The organism is Myroides guanonis (assembly GCF_900114085.1).
Taxonomy (GTDB): domain Bacteria; phylum Bacteroidota; class Bacteroidia; order Flavobacteriales; family Flavobacteriaceae; genus Flavobacterium; species Flavobacterium guanonis.
On the sequence record NZ_FORU01000015.1, the window covers coordinates 82,957 to 101,881 of the forward strand.

The following is an 18,925-nucleotide window of genomic DNA, read 5'->3' on the forward strand; positions in this document are numbered from 1 at the left end:
TATGTGTAACTGTAACGAACGACAATGACAGACAATTTACCGCAAAAACCAAATGTACTTACCACAGACTTGAATGATTTCGACAAGAATGAGAAGTCTTTATATATGTCTACTTCTGCTAAAAACATTGAAAGACTAAAAGAGCTTTCTATTGAAAATCTGTGGCTTATTGGAGCAAATGACAAAGAGTTAAGAAAAATACTTCCATTGGTTAATTTAAAGTATCTAAATATATATCAAGTATTAGCAAAAGACTTGACAATTCTTGAAACACTCGATAAAACTGAGACGATAATTTTGAATTGGAATACTAAATCAACTTCTCTTTGGGACATCAGCAAAAACAAAGTCTTAAAGACGCTTGAAATAACTGACTTTTCAAAACTAGAAGAAATAGATCAGCTTTCATTAGCAGCTCAAATAAGCGACTTGACACTTGGTGGCGGACACAACAAACCATTGAAAATAAAGTCAATTAATTCGCTAAAGAATTTAACAAACTTAAAAACTCTTAGCCTGACAAATTTGAAGATTGCGGACGATACTTTACAGCCATTAGGACATCTGAATAACTTAGAAACTTTGTTTTTGTCAAATCAATTTGAGACAAAAGAATACGCCTGGTTAGCAACCAGACTAGTAAATACCAATTGTAAAATGTTTAAGGCGACAAATTCTTGTAACATCGTTGGAGCTGACAATAAAACAGTTTGGGACACAATGGTTACTGGTCGAAAAAAATCATTTTTACTCTCCACTAAAGACCAAGCGAAAATCGACAAGCACATTAAAAACTTTGAAAAATTAAAGACCGAACTTGCAGAGTAAAAACAGCTACACATAACATCGTATTGGCGCAATGAAGTGGTAAGGCTTAAATTTAAAGTTTTTGCTTTCAATTCACTCCATTTTGCAAAGCCCAGGCACGTTAGCTGCAAGCCTTCGACAAAATTAGTACAAGTAATGAATTGGGAAGATTTAAAATCTTATAAACCTCTTGAAAAAGGAGAATTAAGTAATGCGAAAATATCAATTGAAAATATAGTGACTGAGAAACTTGAGCCGTTTGGATTTAGAAAGTTTGGTAGAAAATTGATTAGAAAGTCTAACGATATTGTTCATATCATTCATTTAGATTCTCGTGGTTCTTGGCAAGGCTCGTCAAGCTCTTTAAAGACTGAATTTGCAATTGTTTCGATTTTTGACACTGACATTCTAATAGAAAATTTTGAGCCAATTTCGAGTTCTTATATCCAACATCTGGAACCGAAATTGAAAAATTACTATCAAATCACTAAAGAGTTTAATCTCTTTGCAGAGTACTTAAGCAGAAAGATTATAGAAATTATTTTGCCGCATTTAGATAAATATTTAAGTTCGAAAGATGTTCTTAAAGAAGGTATTAAACTTGGTGGAACAAAAAACCTAGAACAATTTTGTAGGTTAATAAACGAATCAAATGAAAAAATCAGCGCTGAACAATTGAAAGCAAAAAAAGATGCAGTATTGAAAAAACTAAAAATAAGTGAATAAAGACCAACAGTAAAGAGGCGTTTGGCAAGATTGCAAATTTTATAGAAAATCCACGTTTGCATTTCGTAAGAAATTTCATCTTTAAAAGAAAATAATCAGTTCCAAAGTTAGTAGCCTCGTCAAGGCCAGGCAGGTTAAATCCATGCCAATTTACTCAAATTAATGATATAAAAAAACAACCTTATATTATTAAATGTAAAATTGGTTTTATGGGTTTCAAATCATTAAGTAGGGGAGAAAGGGTGGGGAACTGTTCACTGATTACGCATCACGTCTTTTACTTCGTCAGTTCGCTATGCTCGTGTCGTATTACTGTTTTATCATCACGTTTTTCGTATCACTCATTACCCATTACCCATTACTTCTGACGCATTACGTTTCACGCTTCACTCATTACTCATCACGTTTCCGTCCCCTGTCTCCAAGTTACTTTCCCCTGTTAAAAAGTGACATAATCATATGAAACAATATGGAATCCCAAAGCCAGTATAGGAAATAGAAGACCTATTCCTAATCCCCTTTCGGGACATAATTATTTCTGTATATTTAGATTTGTTTAACATATTTTCTTTTTCTATGTTTAGGCAAAATTTAAGAAATATGCCTGCTAACGAACTGCACTTTTCTTCTGAATATAAATATAATAACTAATAATTTAACGAAATACGGATCTAGATGGGTTTTACGAAACCATGCTGTATTTTGTTTCGTGGAAAACTCTGTTATCTGCAATCCAATAAAAAATCGTCATAAAATAAAATAGGAGAATGAAATTATTGAAAATACTTTTATTGACACTTTTAAGCACTAACCTAATTTTCGCCCAAGAATCCGAAATCCAAAAATTAGCTTCTGAAAATATCTCAACTTTTAACCCGACAAATAAAAATACATTTATCGGAAATGGTTGGGAAAAACTTCTTGAAGTTTCTAAAAAAAGCAATTCCATTTTAGTTGGCGAAGAGCATTTTACTAATGAAATTCCATATTTGATTAACACATTAAGTTCTGAAATTCATTTCGACAATTTTATTTGTGAAATCGACCCTTTTTCAGCTAAAACTATTGAAAGTAAAATTGAAAACTTAAACGACAAGAAACTGAATGATTTTTTAAAAAACTATGGCGATAATTTTTCATTTTTCGAACTAAAACCTGAATTTGAATTATTTCAAAAATTTGTAAAATCGAAAACAAATATTATTGGATTAGACCAAATTTCTTTAGTAGCTGACAGATTGATAATTAGTGAACTTAAAAATCAATCCAAAAACGAAAAAGCAAAATCAATTTATTCGTCAATGGAAGCAACTTCTAAAAAGAATTCCTCTGACATTTATATGTTTACAGATGATTTTCAAAATAAATTGAATGAACTTCTTGCATTGAATTTATCTGCAAAAGAAACTGAGCAATTAATGGCATTGAAACTAAGTCGAGAAATTTACTTAGAATCAAAACATCATTTGCGAATTCAATGGATGAAAAATCAACTAATTAAAGAACTGCCAAATTGGAAAGGAAAAAAGAATCTTTTCAAATTTGGAGCTGTTCATATGCCAAGCGGAGAAAGTCTTTTAGAAATTTATGACATCGGAAACTTCGTGAATAATATCGAAGATAGTGAGTTTAGAAAATCTTTACACATCTTGATAATAGGTAAAAGTGGTTATTCTGGAACACCCGACAAAAGCAATCCAACACAAATCATTGATGAGAATAGTGCTTATTTGAAAATTTACAAACCGTTTTTTAATATTGCAAAAGATGAAACTTGGCATTTATTTGATTTACAACCATTTAAAAAAGCAATTTCAGAAAATAAACTTTCCGTTGAAAATGTAATGCTTTCAAGAGTTATTAAAGGATATGATTATTTGATAGTTGTACCGAGAATAACACCAGCAAAATTTATTGAGCCAAAATAAACTGTTAAAAAATGGGTAGCAGCTAACAAGGGTTTGGCGCAATGGCGGATTAAGTGCAAAATTTGAAGTTCCGGCTTTCTATTCCGTAAAGAGCCAATTATATTGACTTTTTTCCATAAATTTATTCAATGAATTGGCTTTTGCATACCGTGTCGTTAAATTGAAAACTTTTCGCTTCAATTTCCACCTCTGACGCCAAGCCCCCTAACGTGACCACCAATTATGAAAAACATCGTAACTACATTAATAATTTTGATTTCAAGTTTATCGTTCGGACAGCAATATGATAAAGTATTTATTGAAAATTCAAAAGTAGATAAGAATAACAAAGTTTATAGTTTAGGCAAAGAGTTCAGCTTTAAATTTGATATTAGGGAAAATAATTCGAAATACTTTATTAAAAATAATGACGGTGATTCTATTGAACTTACCAATGATATTGCTTCACTCGTAATAAATGAAATTCGTTTAACAGTCCTCAAACCAAAAATATTTCAAAGGACAAATAAAAAACAGACAGAAATAATTTATAGTTACGAACCCAATCCAAAATCCTTATCATTTACTGGTTTAGTAGAAAATGAAAAGAATATTTGGATTCATCCACCTAGAGAAGGTTTTTTCAAATCATTAGAAACCTGTCCTTTTCCTTATATTGTCTTGAATAAACCAGTAGGATTTAAATGGGTTGACAGTATGATTATTGGAAATCAATGGTCAAATAAAATATGGGGCGAATGGGAAGATTCACTATTATTAGAATACGCATATGAAATCATAGGTACTGAAAAGATAAATTCTAATTTTGGAGAAATAGATTGTGTTGTGATTGAGGCAATGGCAAACTCAAGACTTGGAAAATCGAAATTGAAAAGTTACTTTAATGAAAAATATGGTTTTGTTGAATTACATTATACTTTGGCGAATGGTATAGAAATAGATTTAATTTTAAACAAAATTGTTAAAGGTCCTATTTTGAGAGATGGGAAAGAATTTTACAATCATAGGTATAAATAACTGGTGGTAACAATGTGTATAAGCAATGGCTTGTTCTTCCCTACTTGGAAAATCCTGCGGATTCTCCAATGATATGTACCTGTTTGCAATTGTCCGTGACGAACCACGCTACTGCTCATATACGAAACGTTACAAGCAATTTTGACAAAAGATAGCGTAAAAAATACTTGAAAAATTTAGATTAATCCAAAAGATTGAATGCTAAAAAACACAAATTCTGTGGTTTTATTTGGGTTTCCTTCGAGTCATGTTCTTGCCAACACGCCTCCTGGCTTCATCACTAAAAATGTCTACAAGACATTTTCTTAACGCTCGACCCTGGTAAATGAGCCTCTAGCCCAAGTAAACACTAGAAATCCCCGAAGAGCCCCCGAACAAAGTACTTTTATAATGTTATTAGGTGTTGATATACAGTGGTTTATAGAATAATGTAAATCATTATATATCAAATGATATCAAAATAATCACTTTTAAATCTAGTATTCAAAATTTCTTTATATTAACCAGCTTGTAGAAGGTAGGGAAGAGGAAAAATAAAATAAACGGTTTTTTTTTGTGGCTAATGGAAATTCAATATTAAGTAAGAATTATCCATTCTAAAAATTTAAAAATGATGAAAGGAATATTTTTGATGTTGATTATTTTGTGTTGTAGTTGTAATATTAAAAAAGAGATAACTTATAATAGATATTATTCGAAAGATAATAGTATGCTTATGATGCTAAATAAAGATTCAACTTTTGTGATCCAAGACAAGATGTCTCTTTTTTCAAGTAATGGTACAATATTAGGAAAGTATTATTTGAATGAAAAAGGAAATCTATGTATAGATGATTTGATAGAAAGATTGAAATTACCCTACTTAATAATTCAGAAACCGCAGAATAATGATGAATTAAAAATTGTTGTAAATATTGAAGAGGTAGTTTTTAGCAATATAAAAGTTTTTATTTATACAAAAGACAATGAGTTTTTTTTGGGAAGTATTGATAAACAAGGCGAAACAGAATTTTCTTATAAAGGAGAATCGATTGAGTCTATAAAAGTGTTATTTAAATATGATAAGAGTATTGGTTATATTTATAACTCTAACTATGATACAGCTTCTACTGAATCAATAGATATCAAAAAAGGATATAATGAAATAAGAATGAATCTTAATAGTTATTTCTTTGATTTAAAGGATACTTATGAAATAGATAAAAGATGTTTCAAAATAAGGAGATCGTTTTGCTGCAAAAGCTCTATCAGAAATTCAAGCATATAATTTTAATATGGGATCTGTAATGGGTATGTATAATTCTGCAGAACATCAGAAATTTATCAATCAAGCAAAGAGTAATAATTGGAGTTTTTAAATTAATAAGATGGAAATAATAAAGTATATAGTTTTTGTGATGCTGAGTAACCTAGCATTCGCTCAAAATAAAGAAGTTGTATTTGAAATACAGAATTCTTTTGTACAAGACAGTTTGATGGTGGATGTGAAAATAACAAATAATACCGATAAGGATATTTGGCTTCCAATAGATACTTCTACTTTGGCTTATGATTTTAGCAAGATAAATCTTTATCAACAACAAATTTTCCCTATTAGACAAATTGTTTATGAAAAGAATATTCAGGAAAGTGTTCCCACAATTATAGAGTACTATGGGGACGATAAGATAGATGAACTATCAGAAACTTGGGAAAATAAAGTAAGAAGTAAAACTATTAATGACTTCGTTCTATTAAAAAGTAAAGAAAGCAAAAGATTAAACGTATATTTTTATTTTAATCATTACATCACAGGATCATTTTTCTTTTCTTATAAAGATTATGAGAATTTCGAAAATGGTCAGTATGACTTTTATTTAAGTTATCAAATGAATCCTGAGAGCATTGAGAAATATTTAAGTAAAGAGATATTGGATGAATTAAAGGCAAAAGGATATGAGCCTTATTTTGGTAAAATAGAATCTAATAGAGTTCCATTAGTTATTGATTAGAACTTTTCTGTAAGTATTGTAGTTATCAATCTTCAATAAATAGAAGTATTAAACCCGATATTATAATATCGGGTTTATTTTTTGTAGAAACCTCGTTCGAGGCTCGATATTCGTATTCCACAATGAAGTGTTCTTTATAGCCGTAGTAAATCCGTGAGAGTGGGTTTTGTTCAGTCTCCTGTCTCTTTTACGGCAATCACGTCGCCAGGCTCGTTCACTATCAGCCACCTCGCCATCTGGCCTCTTCACTAAAAATGTCTACAAGACATTTTCTTAGGTTCCGTCCTCCTAATGTAAAATCAAAGTTCAGATAGGACTGCACGGCCATTTTTAGTCCTGTGGACTGAAAATAGTAAGGTGCCAGTAGGTGTGATGGTCGTAGTAAATCCCAGCCATCTTTTTAGATTTGTTTTTTATTCAACATTGTGCCACTTGTGTTCACAACCATTTTTACATTCTGTATTTAGTCTTTGAGAATCTGTTTCCTTAAATATCCATAACAAGGAAATTATTACTTTATGTTGTTCACTTTCCGGTAACTGTTCAAGTTTGTTAAATGCAATTTTAGTCGGAAAAGTTTTTAGAATCACAATTGGAGTAGAAGTTTGTTTTAATGGTATTGTATTTATCGCGTTTTGATAAGTTTCGGAGTTGTAGTTTGTTTTGTTCGGAATTGAATTGAAAATGTAGTTTTTCAATTGTGCTAAAATTGTTTGAAAATCAGTACTGTGTTCATTTAAAATTGTTTGACTACCTATCTCAAAATCAATTTTATTTTGTGCGATTCTGTTTATTAAATTTTCAATCATTGCATTTTTCTAATGTCTTTCCCTGTCTCTAAACTTTGTTAGCGGAGGTGTTATTTTATTCTTACAACTTTAGTTTTGGCGAGTAAATCTCCTAATCTTTGACTTTCTTTTGAGTTCTTTATTACCATTATAGCAACAATTCCAAAAAACATCATGTCTACAAGATCAACAATATGACGAAGGAATGATTGTTTGAAATTTATACTTTTCTCAGTTTGTAAATCAATAGGTTTAAGCCCTACAATATAATTTCCAAGAGTTGATTTCAAAGTTATTTCAACTATACAAATATAAATCAACCAGAAAATAAATATTGGAAAAGTTCTTATTCCACTCACATTATAAGTTCCTTCAGAATCTGATTCGCCAAATATGTAAATATAAAGGGATGTTAGTGAAAAAATAATTGTATAGTCAATTATTCCGGCAATAATTCTACGAGTTATAAATTTTTCTGAGTTCAATAGTCTATCTAATTAAGAAGTGTGATGGATAATTAGCCTTAATCTTTAAGTTTATGTGCTTTTATGTCTTGCCTAAAATAAAACCAGCCTGAAAGAAATGCAACACTTGCTCCAAAAATAATAGCTTGTTTTACAGAATAAGCATCAAAATAGTAAGATAAAAGAGCTAGTGCACTACCCGTGAATAGAAAGATGGCTATATGTTTTAAATAAATTCTTCTCATTTGTTTTATGTTGTTTACAGTTAAGTATTATTTCGATTCAACCCAACTTCATAAAAAGACTACACCCTTATCCCGGTAAACCCATCCCAATTTACTCAAATTAATGATATAAAAAAACCAACCTTACATTATTACATGTAAAATTGGTTATAAGTGTCTCAATTGATTAAGTAGGGGAGTAAGGGAGGGGAACTGTTCACTGATTACGCATCACTCATCACTACTTTCATTCTCCTGTCTCCAAGTTTCATTCTCCTAATAAATTACAGTTCAGATAGTACCGTACGACCATTTTTAGTCCTGTGGACTGAAAATAGTAAGGTGCCAGTAGGTGCGATGGTCGAAGCAAATCCGAGAGAGTAAGTAGTGAAATATAGAGTAGGTTTTTACACATTTTTTTTTAAAGATTCTTTTCCATAAAAGTTTGAACAAGATTTACACGTTCATAAATATTAAATGTCAAATAAATATATAAACTTGTATTATCATAACATTTGACTTATTTTCGTTAAATCCCTTACTAAATTACAAATGAAGAATCAATATACGGCTGCTGCGCTTGCTATATTTTTAGGAATTTTCGGAATACATAAATTCTATTTAAATCGCCCTATTCAGGGGGTTATATATCTTTTACTTTTTTGGACTTTTATCCCGGCTTTGGTCGGTTTTTTTGAAGGTATTGTGTATGCAGTGATGTCAGAAAAAGGATTTAATTCAAGGTATAATAAAAGGTTAACAGTACCTCCCCAACAAAATCAGATTATAATAGAAAAAGCTAGTAAAAGAGAATCTAATATATCTAATATTATTTTCCAACCAACCCCTCAACCTAGTATTAAAGTAAATAACATACCTGCATGGAATATTCGCTATGTTTATTCATACAATGATTTAAAATCTGCTTCAAACGAAGCACTAATGTTTTATAAAAAGTTTAAAGAGGATTTTTTAAAAGAAAAGTATATTTCGTTAGGAGAGAATCACCTTAGTTATGCTTTTGTTTTATTATATGACCTAGAGATTGAATTTCTTAATAATAAAGACTATAGGAGATTAGCTAATCTATACGATAACCTTGGACTTAATTATCCAAAGGTAAGAAGTTATGCTAATAAGATTCTTAAAAAGCATCGTGGAGGTATTAAGGAAGTAGAGCCTGATATTCATGTTTCAGAAAAAGAAAAGTTAGCATTAGATTTTAGTAGTTATTCCATTGATGTTGTAAAAGAGCCAGTATTTTATTCTCAGGAAAGAAATGTTTATGATGAGGATTACTGGAAAGTAGGAAGTAGGAGACAAAAGAAATTTCAACTTAAGGATGAACAGGTTGAAATTCTAAATCAACTTGGTTATTATGGAAATAATGTTTTTAATACTAATGAATTTATTCAAAGAGAATTGTATCATTTGTATAGTAATAGTATTTTAAAATTATCAGAAACTTATCTTTCACAAGGTATCTCTCTAGAAGATAGAGTAAATGAATATTTTTATTTAATCATCAAACAACAATTTGGTTATAGGAAAGGAAGTGGAAACTATAATTACGCTTTAGAGCAAAATACTTCTGAGTTTTATAATCGTTTGTTTAGAATTACCGAAAATAGGTTACGTGAACTCTACCAAAATAAAAGAAAATTAAATGTTGACGATTTTTATGTAAATAATAAAACAAAAGAACTTTATGATACTCTTAAAGAGGACTTTATAAACGCAGTTGACTATCAAATGGAGTATTGTAAATATCCAGATTCAGATACTGAAGTTGAGCTAAATAGGATGAATACCACGCGATGGAAATCAAATTTTGATCAAATAAATAAGAATTTTAAAAATACCTCTGAATATAAAACTTCGATCGATACACTTGCAGAATTGAATAAAGAGAATCCTTCTGTTGAAAACATTTTTTATGAAGCCGTAAAGTATGTTGCTAAGAGAGACAAAGTATTAGCTTTGGAGTATTACTTGAAATATATAGAAGCAGATTTGAAATCAACCACGTTCAATGATAAGGCAATGAATAAGTCTACTTTAAAAATCTTATTCCAAAATCAAGAACAATTAGATAGATTCAATGAAATTGTAAGTACTTATCTGAATAATAAGGATATTACTCAAGCACTTACAGAACTACCCAGCATATATGAATTAAAACGAAAAAAAATTCAATTAGATCTAAGTCAAATTGAGGATGTGAAAGTTCAACTCAATAACACGGTTGAGTTGCTTAATGAGTACTTAGAAGAGGAGGAAGAATCAATTGAAGAATTAGATACATCAGTTTTAGAAAAATTATCGGCAAAGCCAAAAGGTGTTAGTCTTTATAAAGATATTCTAGGACTTACAGAAATAGAGTCTAATATACTAATTAAGATTAGTCAATATAATTTTGAAATATCAAGAGAAGAAGTTGAAGAATATCTCAGCAATCAAGGTTTGTTTGTTGATTCATTTATAAGCAATTTGAATGAAAAGATTTTCGACTTATTAGATGACAATCTAATTGAAGACGATGAAGATAATTTGACTATTTATGAACCTTACTATAAAACAATTCTGAAATAATGGTTACAAGTATAAAACCTAAAGAAGCTACAGCAATCGTTAACTCTTTAATTGGGGGAGTGGTTCCGAAAATTGGGGTACAACATATTGCTGTTGGGAGAAATGAAGAAATAAATGCATTTGTTAGTTCGCTAGAAGATGTCAAAAACGGACATAGTATAGTGAAGTTTTGGATTGGCGATTTTGGTTCGGGAAAATCTTTCATGCTTCATCTACTAAACACTGTAGCATTAAAACAAAAATTTGTGATAGCTAATGGAGATTTTACTCCAGAGAACCGACTATATAGTAATGATGGAAAATCAGTATTATTATACTCTGCCATCATGAACAATCTTGCTATTCAAACTAAACCTGAAGGAGGAGCTCTACCTATTTTATTGCAAAAATGGATTGAAGGTGTTATGAGTAAAACAGCAAAAGCGAATGGTATAGCATTAACTGAAATAACTCAAGAGCAATATCTTCCATTAGTGCAAGAAAACATCATGGAAACAATTAATGAATTGTCTGATGTGGGAGCTTATGACTTTGGAACTGTAATTATGAAATACTATGAAGGTTTTATCAATAGTGATGAAAACTTAAAAAAGTTTGCTTTAAAATGGCTTAAAGGTGAATATAAAACGAAAACTGAGGCACGTGCAGAATTGGGTATAAGAGAAATCATCAATGACCATAATTATTACGATATGCTTAAAAACTTTTGTAAGCTTTTTGTAAGTATGGGGTATAGTGGTTTTATGATTAACCTAGATGAAGCAATAAATCTTTACAAAATTCAAAACTCAGGAACTAGAGAAAAGAACTATGAGAAGATATTGACTATCTATAATGACTGCTTGCAAGGAAAAGTAGAAAACCTGTTTTTCAATTTTGCCGGCACAAAAGATTTTCTAGAAAATCCGCGAAGAGGGTTGTTCAGTTATAATGCTCTTAAAACTAGATTGGAGACGAACAGGTTCGAAACTTTAGAGATGCGAGACTTTGCACAACCTGTAATTAAATTACGCCCTTTAGATCATAATGAAGTTTATGTTTTATTAAAGAATTTACAAACCATATTTGACCAAAACTATAAAGTTGTTTCTCCAATTGTCGATAGTGATATTCAAATATTTATGGAAGAAATTTACAATAAACCTGGTGCAAGTGAATTCCTTACTCCTAGGGAGGTAACTCGAGATTTTTTAAATATATTAAACTTACTTAGGCAAAACCCTAATCTTGACAAAAACACTTTATTTAAAGAATTGATTATTTCAGACGAAAGGCAAGATAATGATTTGTCCTATTTAGATTCAATAGAAGAGTTTTAGTATGACAGCTTATGATCTACTTTCTGAACCTATTAAAAAGTATATAAGAGATCAACGATGGTCAGAATTACGTCCAATACAGAGCGTTGCAATTCTAAAAATACTTCAAACAGATAAAAATTATATATTATCAGCCAGAACGGCTTCTGGAAAAACAGAAGCCGCTTTTTTACCTATACTTTCAGACGTTGATTTTGGTGAGGAAGGTGTACAAGTACTATATATATCTCCGCTCATAGCACTGATAAATGATCAGTTTAAACGCATCGAGGAATTATGTGTAAATCTAGATGTTACGGTAACTAAGTGGCATGGAGAAGCTAAACAGTCAGAAAAAAACAGGTTGATTAAAAATCCAAATGGAGTCTTATTAATTACACCAGAGTCTATAGAAGCAATGTTTTGCAATAGACCTCACGAAGTATCTCATCTATTTTCTAATCTAAAATATGTTGTCATTGATGAAATACATTATTTTGATGGATCAAATCGAGGAGTTCAATTAAATTCCTTATTGTATCGGATTCAAAAGCACAATCATAATTCTTTTCGGATAATAGGTTTATCTGCAACTATTGGCGATTTACAGTCGATAAAAAATTTTGGTGGAAATCCTGAGAATACAGTTGTATTACAAGATAATACACCAAAAGAAAGTACAATTCGGTTTAAATATTTTTCTGATAATGATTCCTCCAATGGATTAACATTAGATTTGATTAAAGACCTTTATAAAGAAGTATATCAAAATAAAGTTTTAATTTTTCCTAATAGCAGATCTAAAGTGGAAGAGGTTACTTATAAGTTAAAAAGGATAAGCGAAAAAATTCAAGGACATAAACATTTCTATTCTCATCATTCTTCTGTAGATAAAGAACTACGAGTATATATTGAAAATTTTGCTAAAGAGAGTTATAATACACCTTTCGCTATAGCTTGTACTTCTACATTGGAGTTGGGAATTGATATAGGATCTATAGATAAAGTGATTCAGATTGATTCTACCCATAATGTGTCTTCCTTAGTTCAACGGATAGGAAGAAGTGGACGGAAAGAAGGTCAGAAAAGTCAAGTAATATTATACAATTCAATTCCATGGAATTTATTACAAAGTGTTGCTATTTGGGAATTGTATAACGAAAAAATATTAGACAAGAAAAGGTCTAAGTATAATTCATATGACATTTTAGTACATCAAATTCTATCAACTATACGCAGTAAAAATGGTATTACAATACCATCTTTGATAAAGAATTTTACTGATAACTATTCATTTAAAGATATTAATAGTGATACAATTAAAGATATTGTAACTTCATTGGTAGAGAAGGATTTAATTGAAGAAACAGAACGTGAATTAATTATTAGTGTTGAAGGAGAATACTTAGTAAATAATAAGAATTTTTATAGTGTATTCGAAACAGAAGAAATGTATAAAGTTCTTCATCAAAATGTTACCATTGGAGAACTTCCAATGAGTCATCAAATTGCGGAAGGAGAGAGTTTTTTGTTAGCATCAAGAATATGGACTATAGTAATGGTAGACGAAAATTCAAAAAAGATTATAGTAGCACCAAGCAAGTCTGGAAATAAACCTAGGTTTTTTGGAAGTGGAGGTGATATCGACCATATAATTCGTCAAAAGATGGTTTCTATACTTATAACTAAAAAAGAATATTCTTACTTAGATATTGAAAGTACAAGCGAATTAAAGAAACTATATCAAGAGTATAAAGTTTATCAATTGAGAAATGAAATTCAAGATCGTCCATTAAAAATAGGAGTAAATAAGACAGTGTTTCATTCATTTACTTCAACAATAATCAATAGAACGATTAAGTTGTTTTTGAATTATAATGGAATTGATTGTAGTTTAGACTCGAATGAAAGTAAAATGGAGTTTCCTCAAGTAATAACTGCATTAGAACTATACAAATTGTTTCATAAATTCAATGAAGATAAAGCTCATATTTCTAGCTATTTAAGCGAAGAACTTGAGCAAAACATTAGTTATTTAAGCTTTTCAAAATGGGCTGAGTTTTTACCTGAAAACCTACAAGTTGAGTTAATGCTCTCAGAGCAATATGATATAGAAGCTACACTATCTTTTCTCAATACAATTAATTTAAAAGAAAACGATAATTAGCGATGAATGGTATTCTAGATCTTGTTCCAATGTAATTGTTGTGAAAATATTTAAAAGATTAAGATGGAGAAATTGAAATTTATAGCATTGTTGGATGAGTTTGAAAACTCTGGTAATTTGATAAAATTAGGTTTTGGGGAGATACAAAATATTAATCTTAACAATAGTTATTACTTTCTACCCTTTCAGTTATTGTCTCAGGGTTTTGAACGTTTAATGAAAGTGTATATTTGTGTTGGTCATTTCCATAAATTTAAAAAACTTCCTGATTCTAAATATATAAGAATCTTAGGACATGATTTAGAGAAACTTCTTGATGAGATTATTAAAAACTATTATTTAGAAAGGAGAGAATCCCAGTTTATATTAGATAAAAAATTTCTTGACAAGGATTTAGACTTAAAAGAGCTCCTTTTCATACTATCTGAATTTGGAAAACTATCTAGATATCATAATTTCGATATAATCACTGGAAGCACAAAGCTAGGAGTAGATACAAAAAATCGATGGCAAGATTTTGAAAATAAAATTCTTAATTCGAATGATTTTATTAAGCTTATGGACTTTAATCTAAGTCATGAAGTTTTTCAAAAAATATCAACCTATATTATAATTGTATTCGAGAAATTTGTTTCATCTTTATCTAGACAAATAATTTTTGACTCTTTAGGCGATATAGGAAAGCAAGTGATTTCTTCTAATATACAAGATTTTGGTATGCTATATGAAAAAGATTTTGGTGTAAAAGATTATAGGGTTTTTACTACTAGATATTTAGAGAGCCCACTTCGTTGTCATAAAAGAACAATTGAAGATGAAAATGAAAGAAAACACAATCCAAATTACAAATATCAATTAATTAAAAAGATAGATTTTGAAGGAGAATGGCCTTTTTATTGTGAGGAGGTAGTTATTGAATGTAGATATAGTCATTGGTGTATTATTTCAATTGAGGGATATGACTATGCTTTAAATGGTTCTGCAAAAGGAAGATACAAATTAGAAAATCCACATGATGCAGGTATGGCTATTTTAGGTGAAAGTTTATCTAAATTTATAAGCATGACTTTAAATCTAGGTAAATAGAATTTGTAAGCTTCCCCAAAAATTAGACATCTTTTGGAGTATATCTAAGTATTGAAACATCAGAATTTCTCATTTCAAAATCAAGTAAATTCTTAAATCATATAAATCACAGTTCAGACAAGAGACGAAGTAAATCTGCGATAACGGAGTACTTTATTTTACTTTTCTGTAAAATTCTTTAGAAAAATGTTTATCATTAATCATTGAGAAAAGCTCATTTATTTGACTTTCACTTTTATTTCTATGTGGATCTTTTTTTCCATGATAGCCAACATTTTTCTCAAATTGCTCTATTTCAATATTAGCTAAGATTAATCGTATTTTTTCACATATTTTCTCGTAATCAATACAAATTTCTTTAAGCTCCATAGTTTTTATATCTGTAATGATGTATCTATGAACGACTTTGTTCCTCAAATTATAAAGTTTATAAAGTTGATTATACTGTTCTTCAGATATGACAGCCATTTCCTTTGCTTTGTCATAAATTTTCTTTTCCATAATAGGTTTGTCAGTTTCAGCTTGATATAAGTATTCAAGTTTAAACATAGAAGAATTTTCTATTATTTGAAATTTATGAACTATGATTAAGCGCAGGTAAGCATCTATTTGGTTGGCAGTAATTATTATCAGTTCAATATAAGAACGATTTTTTATAGCTTTATTTTTTAAGTCAAAAGATGCAGCTAAAGATGCATTGAATTTTTCGAATCTATCATAATTCATAGCAAATTCTCTTCGATCCAGACTCAAACACATTAATGTTGAAAGACTATCTTCTACTTTTTTAATTTGTTTTTTTATAATGTTTAAATTACGTTTTGTTGGTTGACAAACATATTTGGCCATAAAAAAGTAATCTTCAACTACAGTTGCCCATAAAAAAATTTTAAATTCATCGTCAGGAAGTTCGGTTCTAATAAAATGTAATTTGTCATTATTAAATAAACCTTTTGGTAAATTCGGATTTATTTTTCGTTCATTTTTATTGTAGCAACTTATTTGAAAACATCCTTGAGTATTTTGAAACAATTCAAAGCTGAATGGCGATTTATTTTCATAGCCAGCAACTTCGTTTTTATAATGCCAATCTAATGGGATTTTAATTTCAAATATCCCTTCAGGATGTGTAAAGTACTTCATCTGTTCACAATGCTAGAGTCGTTAAATCCATGCCAATTTACTCAAATTAATGATATAAAAAAACCAACCTTATTCTATTCGATGTAAAATTGGTTTTATGGGTTTCAATTGATTAAAATAATAGGTTAGTGTTCACGCATTACTTCTCACGGATTGTAAATCCACGATAGTGGGTGTTGATTTAATTTCTAACCTAATAATTGTTCACTATTTATGGTGATTTTATTAATAAGCTTTAGAACTATATTTCTTTTCCTTTTTAACTTTGATAAATTTGATGGAGAGATTGTAAAATTAGCAAAAGGAACTTTTTGTGCAGGGATTGATGCTACTAAATATGAGGTGTTAGTAAAATTTACAATTCCATTCTGATAATAATAATACCTCGTTTTGTACAGCTGCTTTATCGCCTTGGTTAAATGGAATTTATTTTTTGAAGGATTTAAACTGTATTTAAGTTCGCAAAATAAGACCCAAGAGCTTTCATTAGATTCTGTTGGGAAAATTACAGATTCACATTGAGATCGTGGATTTCCATTTCCACAAGTAAAACTAGAATTATCGAATTCGATACCACTAATATCTAATTTAAATGGATTTTCGATAGAGAAATGTTTAATATCAACCGGCCCAATTGGAGAATGAAATTCTACACTTCTTTTAACTACATCGGCTTTTGTTTGTTCTGTATAATCAGCTATATGTAAATCATCTACAAAATCCTTAATTGTAAGAAATTGATGGTCATAACTTAATCTAATCCCTTCTTTTATCATGAATAATGATTTAACATTAAATAAAATTCATCCATCGTCTTTTGCATTTGATCATCGAAAAAGTTTTCTCCAATAAGTCCATCCTCTTGTTGAATACAATTTATATAGCCATTATCTATTTGATAAATTGAAATTAATTTCGGGTCTATCATTGAAGACAAACAGTTTAAACTTTGTTTTTCATTATCAGATAATTTGTCATGGACCAAATAAGCCATTATACAATTATTGATTGCGTATAATACATAAGGACTATGTGTTGTCAATGTAAGACTATGCTCTAAAGTTTTAATAACACTTTCAAGTAGATAGTAAATTAAAGTTTTTTGAGTTTCAGGAAATAAATTCTGTTCAGGTTCCTCAATAATTAAATTTGTACTATGTGTTTTAAATAGGTTAGTTCTTACCTCTTTATAATGTTGGAAAAGTTTTAAGGCATCCTTGTCATTTTCGTTTATTTTTTCATCTACTTCAGTTATTTTGTTGTTTCTTTCTTTTAAATCAAAAAAATCCTTTCCATAAGTAGGTATTAAGATTAGATTACTAATTAACATTTGAGTAGTCTTTTTCATTGCTTCATCTAATTCATAAGAAGTGATTAACTCATCATTATAAATATTGTTTATCAAATGGTCTATCATTACGATTAATGGTGTCATCGACTGTAAACCACTTGAAGTATTAGATAATAGGATATCATATGTCCTATCTTTGCTTTGTATACGACTTTCCTTATTGCTATCTGAATAATAAAATTCAATCTCTTTCAAGATAGGTATTCTGCTATCAATGGTATAGTTTTTTCTAGCGTCAAACCAATCAAACAAAAAGCTTTTAATATAATTATTGGTTAATTCCACTTTTTCAATTTCAGGTAAAATTGCTACACTTCGTTCAGAAGGAATATATGAAATTTTATTTCTTTTATAAGCAAATTGGTCAACCCAATTAATGTTGAAGTTACCTGTTTTATAGTGTAATTCTATAGTTTTACTTTTATATAGAATTTCACTTTTTTCATTGAAATACCCTTTCATTTTATGAAAAGTTTCTAGTTTTTCAATGAAGTATAGATTGTCTTCAGAATAAAGATTAAACGATTGTCTAATAGATACGTCTTTTTCAACCCAATTACAAAAGCTTATAATCTTAGCAATGGTACTTTTTCCACTACTTTGTTCTCCCATAAAAATATTAATTTTATTGAGAGTAAGATCTACTTCTTTAATTGCTCCAACATTTATTATTTTTATTTTATATTCTTTCATTTATTTGTCTTGTTATTCGAGTGTCAAAACTACAAAAAATAGCGACGCTTTTCTAGTAATGTATAATGTATTCTTTTTTGTAATAGAATTCTTATAATCAAGGTTAAAGTAGGATGTTATAAGAAATACTTTTTTTGACGGAACAGAAAATTCTAATAAATAATTATACTTTTATAAGGTGTAGGCTTCCCCTTTTTAGGACACCTCTAAATTCGACAAATAATTGATATTCTTGTCAGATTTGATGAAGAATTTAAATTCTTCATCAAATCTTGGCTTAAATTCTTTAGGAGATTTATTTCCTAGGGATTTGTGAGGATGGTTAAAGTTGTAATCCCTTTTCCATTTATCAGAGAGTCTTTGCAGTTGGTATATATCATTAAAATAAAATACGTCCAATATATCTTCTCTAAAAAAACGATTAAATCGCTCTATGTATCCATTTTGCATCGGCTTTCCAGGTTGGGTATATTTAATCTCAATAAAGTTCTTAGCACACCATTGTGTAAAGGTTTTAGAGGTAAACTCTGGTCCATTATCACATCTAATAAATTTAGGGACTCCTATTTCTTCTTTTAGGTTTTCTAATGTTTCGATAACCGCTCGTGCGGGATATGAAAGTGCAGCTTCAATAGCAATAGCTTCACGAT

General features: G+C 29.5%; 17 protein-coding genes. 10 read left to right on the top strand and 7 right to left on the bottom strand.

Translation table 11 applies throughout. The features are described from left to right. Window positions 1–24 precede the first annotated feature (24 nt). The 6 genes from BM024_RS11885 to BM024_RS11910 all read left to right on the top strand — a co-directional run bounded on the left by BM024_RS11885 (window position 25) and on the right by BM024_RS11910 (window position 6,469). Window positions 25–828: a hypothetical protein gene (locus BM024_RS11885; RefSeq protein ID WP_090680656.1), complete on the top strand. Its 804-nt coding sequence runs from the start codon at window positions 25–27 to the stop codon at window positions 826–828. A gap of 135 nt (window positions 829–963) precedes the next feature. After that, a complete protein-coding gene (locus BM024_RS11890) occupies window positions 964–1,533 on the top strand; it encodes a hypothetical protein (protein WP_090680659.1) in 570 nt (189 codons plus the stop codon). Between the two features lie 767 nt (window positions 1,534–2,300). Then, the gene (locus BM024_RS11895) at window positions 2,301–3,461 is read left to right on the top strand and encodes a hypothetical protein (RefSeq protein ID WP_090680666.1); all 1,161 of its coding nucleotides are present in this window, start codon (window positions 2,301–2,303) and stop codon (window positions 3,459–3,461) included. A gap of 222 nt (window positions 3,462–3,683) precedes the next feature. Beyond that, window positions 3,684–4,478 carry a hypothetical protein gene (locus BM024_RS11900; RefSeq protein WP_090680669.1) on the top strand — a complete coding sequence of 265 codons (795 nt, stop codon included), beginning with the start codon at window positions 3,684–3,686 and terminating at the stop codon, window positions 4,476–4,478. A gap of 610 nt (window positions 4,479–5,088) precedes the next feature. After that, complete coding sequence (locus BM024_RS11905) at window positions 5,089–5,745, top strand: hypothetical protein (RefSeq protein ID WP_090680673.1); 657 nt, start codon at window positions 5,089–5,091, stop codon at window positions 5,743–5,745. 100 nt (window positions 5,746–5,845) lie between these two features. After that, window positions 5,846–6,469, top strand: a complete 624-nt coding sequence (locus tag BM024_RS11910; RefSeq protein ID WP_143077772.1) for a hypothetical protein — start codon at window positions 5,846–5,848, stop codon at window positions 6,467–6,469. A 413-nt stretch (window positions 6,470–6,882) separates the two neighbouring features. Here BM024_RS11910 and BM024_RS11915 read toward each other — a convergent pair whose 3' ends face one another. Genes BM024_RS11915 through BM024_RS11925 form a run of 3 tightly spaced genes read right to left on the bottom strand, consistent with a single transcriptional unit; the run spans window position 6,883 to window position 7,966 of the window. Then, on the bottom strand, window positions 6,883–7,278 hold the full coding sequence (locus tag BM024_RS11915; protein WP_090680681.1) for a DUF5958 family protein: 396 nt from the start codon (window positions 7,276–7,278) through the stop codon (window positions 6,883–6,885). Window positions 7,279–7,328: 50 nt separating this feature from the next. After that, window positions 7,329–7,742 carry an RDD family protein gene (locus tag BM024_RS11920; RefSeq protein WP_090680687.1) on the bottom strand — a complete coding sequence of 138 codons (414 nt, stop codon included), beginning with the start codon at window positions 7,740–7,742 and terminating at the stop codon, window positions 7,329–7,331. A gap of 38 nt (window positions 7,743–7,780) precedes the next feature. After that, the gene (locus tag BM024_RS11925) at window positions 7,781–7,966 is read right to left on the bottom strand and encodes a hypothetical protein (RefSeq protein WP_090680693.1); all 186 of its coding nucleotides are present in this window, start codon (window positions 7,964–7,966) and stop codon (window positions 7,781–7,783) included. Between the two features lie 531 nt (window positions 7,967–8,497). Here BM024_RS11925 and BM024_RS13765 point away from each other — a divergent pair. From BM024_RS13765 to BM024_RS11945, 4 genes are all read left to right on the top strand, one after another. Then, window positions 8,498–10,537, top strand: a complete 2,040-nt coding sequence (locus tag BM024_RS13765; RefSeq protein WP_177190210.1) for a tellurite resistance TerB C-terminal domain-containing protein — start codon at window positions 8,498–8,500, stop codon at window positions 10,535–10,537. Continuing rightward, on the top strand, window positions 10,537–11,856 hold the full coding sequence (locus BM024_RS11935; protein WP_090680698.1) for an ATP-binding protein: 1,320 nt from the start codon (window positions 10,537–10,539) through the stop codon (window positions 11,854–11,856). Before BM024_RS13765 ends, BM024_RS11935 begins: the two co-directional genes overlap by 1 nt. A gap of 1 nt (window position 11,857) precedes the next feature. Beyond that, on the top strand, window positions 11,858–14,002 hold the full coding sequence (locus BM024_RS11940) for a DEAD/DEAH box helicase (RefSeq protein WP_090680702.1): 2,145 nt from the start codon (window positions 11,858–11,860) through the stop codon (window positions 14,000–14,002). A gap of 63 nt (window positions 14,003–14,065) precedes the next feature. Beyond that, the gene (locus tag BM024_RS11945) at window positions 14,066–15,088 is read left to right on the top strand and encodes a hypothetical protein (RefSeq protein WP_090680705.1); all 1,023 of its coding nucleotides are present in this window, start codon (window positions 14,066–14,068) and stop codon (window positions 15,086–15,088) included. A gap of 153 nt (window positions 15,089–15,241) precedes the next feature. Here the strand turns inward: BM024_RS11945 and BM024_RS11950 are convergent, their stop codons facing one another. From BM024_RS11950 to BM024_RS11965, 4 genes are all read right to left on the bottom strand, one after another. Next, complete coding sequence (locus tag BM024_RS11950) at window positions 15,242–16,231, bottom strand: hypothetical protein (RefSeq protein WP_090680709.1); 990 nt, start codon at window positions 16,229–16,231, stop codon at window positions 15,242–15,244. Between the two features lie 188 nt (window positions 16,232–16,419). Continuing rightward, window positions 16,420–17,007: a hypothetical protein gene (locus BM024_RS11955; protein ID WP_090680712.1), complete on the bottom strand. Its 588-nt coding sequence runs from the start codon at window positions 17,005–17,007 to the stop codon at window positions 16,420–16,422. Next, window positions 17,004–18,275, bottom strand: coding sequence for an ATP-binding protein (locus tag BM024_RS11960; RefSeq protein WP_090680714.1), 1,272 nt, complete (start codon window positions 18,273–18,275; stop codon window positions 17,004–17,006). The genes BM024_RS11955 and BM024_RS11960 overlap by 4 nt, the downstream gene beginning before the upstream one ends. Before the next feature lie 195 nt (window positions 18,276–18,470). After that, on the bottom strand, window positions 18,471–18,925 hold a 455-nt coding region (locus tag BM024_RS11965; RefSeq protein WP_143077773.1), incomplete at its 5' end, for an integrase core domain-containing protein.

Bases quoted from the DNA above. Each gene is read 5' to 3' on its own strand.
- BM024_RS11885 (WP_090680656.1), top strand. From the start codon at position 25: ATGACAGACAATTTACCGCAAAAACCAAATGTACTTACCACAGACTTG.
- BM024_RS11890 (WP_090680659.1), top strand. From the start codon at position 964: ATGAATTGGGAAGATTTAAAATCTTATAAACCTCTTGAAAAAGGAGAA.
- BM024_RS11895 (WP_090680666.1), top strand. From the start codon at position 2,301: ATGAAATTATTGAAAATACTTTTATTGACACTTTTAAGCACTAACCTA.
- BM024_RS11900 (WP_090680669.1), top strand. From the start codon at position 3,684: ATGAAAAACATCGTAACTACATTAATAATTTTGATTTCAAGTTTATCG.
- BM024_RS11905 (WP_090680673.1), top strand. From the start codon at position 5,089: ATGATGAAAGGAATATTTTTGATGTTGATTATTTTGTGTTGTAGTTGT.
- BM024_RS11910 (WP_143077772.1), top strand. From the start codon at position 5,846: ATGGAAATAATAAAGTATATAGTTTTTGTGATGCTGAGTAACCTAGCA.
- BM024_RS11915 (WP_090680681.1), bottom strand. From the start codon at position 7,278: ATGATTGAAAATTTAATAAACAGAATCGCACAAAATAAAATTGATTTT.
- BM024_RS11925 (WP_090680693.1), bottom strand. From the start codon at position 7,966: ATGAGAAGAATTTATTTAAAACATATAGCCATCTTTCTATTCACGGGT.
- BM024_RS13765 (WP_177190210.1), top strand. From the start codon at position 8,498: ATGAAGAATCAATATACGGCTGCTGCGCTTGCTATATTTTTAGGAATT.
- BM024_RS11935 (WP_090680698.1), top strand. From the start codon at position 10,537: ATGGTTACAAGTATAAAACCTAAAGAAGCTACAGCAATCGTTAACTCT.
- BM024_RS11940 (WP_090680702.1), top strand. From the start codon at position 11,858: ATGACAGCTTATGATCTACTTTCTGAACCTATTAAAAAGTATATAAGA.
- BM024_RS11945 (WP_090680705.1), top strand. From the start codon at position 14,066: ATGGAGAAATTGAAATTTATAGCATTGTTGGATGAGTTTGAAAACTCT.
- BM024_RS11950 (WP_090680709.1), bottom strand. From the start codon at position 16,231: ATGAAGTACTTTACACATCCTGAAGGGATATTTGAAATTAAAATCCCA.
- BM024_RS11955 (WP_090680712.1), bottom strand. From the start codon at position 17,007: ATGATAAAAGAAGGGATTAGATTAAGTTATGACCATCAATTTCTTACA.
- BM024_RS11960 (WP_090680714.1), bottom strand. From the start codon at position 18,275: ATGAAAGAATATAAAATAAAAATAATAAATGTTGGAGCAATTAAAGAA.